General features: G+C 74.4%; 2 protein-coding genes. One reads left to right on the top strand and one right to left on the bottom strand.

Annotation, left to right across the window (positions count from 1 at the left end):
- Nucleotides 1-107 precede the first annotated feature (107 nt).
- On the bottom strand, nucleotides 108-1,217 hold the full coding sequence (gcvT, locus tag GFJ45_RS16000) for a glycine cleavage system aminomethyltransferase GcvT (RefSeq protein WP_153399075.1): 1,110 nt from the start codon (nucleotides 1,215-1,217) through the stop codon (nucleotides 108-110).
- A gap of 85 nt (nucleotides 1,218-1,302) precedes the next feature.
- Between gcvT and GFJ45_RS15995 the strand changes: the two genes are divergently transcribed.
- On the top strand, nucleotides 1,303-1,625 hold a 323-nt coding region (locus GFJ45_RS15995; protein WP_323368748.1), incomplete at its 3' end, for a M17 family peptidase N-terminal domain-containing protein.

Here is a 1,625-nt window from a genome sequence, read left to right as displayed (position 1 = left end):
CGCTCGCCGGCGCGCTGGCCGGCACCGCCGCGGGACTGGCGCTGGCGCTCGGCTGACCACGGCCGTGCCCGCAGTCACCGGTGCCACCCGGGACGGGTGGGTGGCGGCTAGTCCCGGACGCCGGCCTCCACGAACGGTGGCCGGGTGACCTCGGCTTCCACGTCCCGCCCGCGCACGTCGATCACCACGGCGTCGCCGGCGGTCACGATCCCGCGGTCCAGCAGCGCGAGCGCGATGCCGCCACCCAGCGTCGGGGAGAAGGTGCCCGAGGTGACGGTGCCGATCTCGGTGCCGTCGGTGGTGCGCACCGGGCAGCCCGGCCGGGGGATGCCGCGGCCGGTGACGCGCAGCCCCCAGGAGAGCCGGCCGGACTTGGTGGCGCGCTGCTCGGTGAGCACCTCCTTCCCCCAGAACGACGGCTTGTCCCAGCCGACCGCCCAGACCGCGCGCGCCATCACCGGGGTGATGTCGGGGCCGAGGTCGTTGCCGTGCAGCGGGTAGCCCATCTCGGTGCGCAGCGTGTCCCGGGCGCCCAGCCCGCACGGCAGGCCGTCATGCTCGCCGGCCGCCTCGAGGACGGCGTCCCACAGCGCGCCGGCGTCGTCCCACCGCGGCACCAGCTCATAGCCCTTCTCGCCGGTGTAGCCGGTCCGGCAGACCAGCACCGGCGTGCCGCGCCAGCTGGCCTCCACGAACGACATGAACCCGTGGTCGTGCGGCAGGTCCAGCGCCGCCAGCACGTCACCGGAGCGTGGTCCCTGCACCGCCAGCACGGCGTAGTCCTCGTGCCGGCCGGCCACCTCGATCCCCTCGGGGGCGGCCTCGGCGAGCCGCTGCACCACCCCGGCCGTGTTGGCCGCGTTGGGGATGAGGAACAGCTCCTCGTCGGACAGGACGTAGACGATCAGGTCGTCGACGACCCCGCCGTCCTCGGCGCAGCACATCGTGTACTGCGCCTGGCCCGGGCCGACCTTGTCCAGGTCGTTGGTGAGGCAGGCGTTGACGAAGTTCTTCGCGCCAGGCCCACGCACCACGGCCTTGCCCAGGTGGGAGACGTCGAAGACGCCGACCCGCTCCCGCACCGCCGCGTGCTCCCGCCGCACGCCCCCGCCGGCGTACTCGATGGGCATCAGCCAGCCGGAGAAGTCGGCCATCTTGGCGCCGAGTGCCTGGTGCCGGTCGTGCAGGGCTGAGGTCTTGGCTGCCGAGTCGTTCATGGTTCGGACTGTAACGGTCTCGGCTAGGCTCGGAGGCTGGCCGCCACGCGAGGGCGGCAGCCACCGACTCACAGGGGACTGAGCGATGACCGACCTGACCTTCACCGACAGCGCCGCCGGATCCGTCAAGGCCGACGTGCTGGTCCTAGCATCCCGCCGCGGCAAGGACGGGGTTGAGCTGGCCGAGGGACAACCCCTCTCCCGCGCGGCCCAGAAGCACCTGAGCAGCACGCTGCCGGAGGTGGGGGCCGAGGGGGGCGCCGACGAGATCGTGCGGCTGACCGGCGTCCCGGGGGTAGCGGCCCCGCTGGTCCTCGTCGTCGGCACCGGACGCCAGGCCCCGCCGGCCGACCCGCGGGCCGCCGCCGGTACCCCCGACCCGCGCGAGCGGCTACGGCGTGCCGCGGG

Source organism: Ornithinicoccus halotolerans, assembly GCF_009602535.1.
In the GTDB taxonomy this organism is placed as follows: domain Bacteria; phylum Actinomycetota; class Actinomycetes; order Actinomycetales; family Dermatophilaceae; genus Ornithinicoccus; species Ornithinicoccus halotolerans.
This window is presented reverse-complemented; position numbering and strand designations above follow the sequence as displayed.

Coding starts and splice junctions, on each gene's coding strand:
- gcvT (WP_153399075.1), bottom strand. CDS start 1,217: ATGAACGACTCGGCAGCCAAGACCTCAGCCCTGCACGACCGGCACCAG.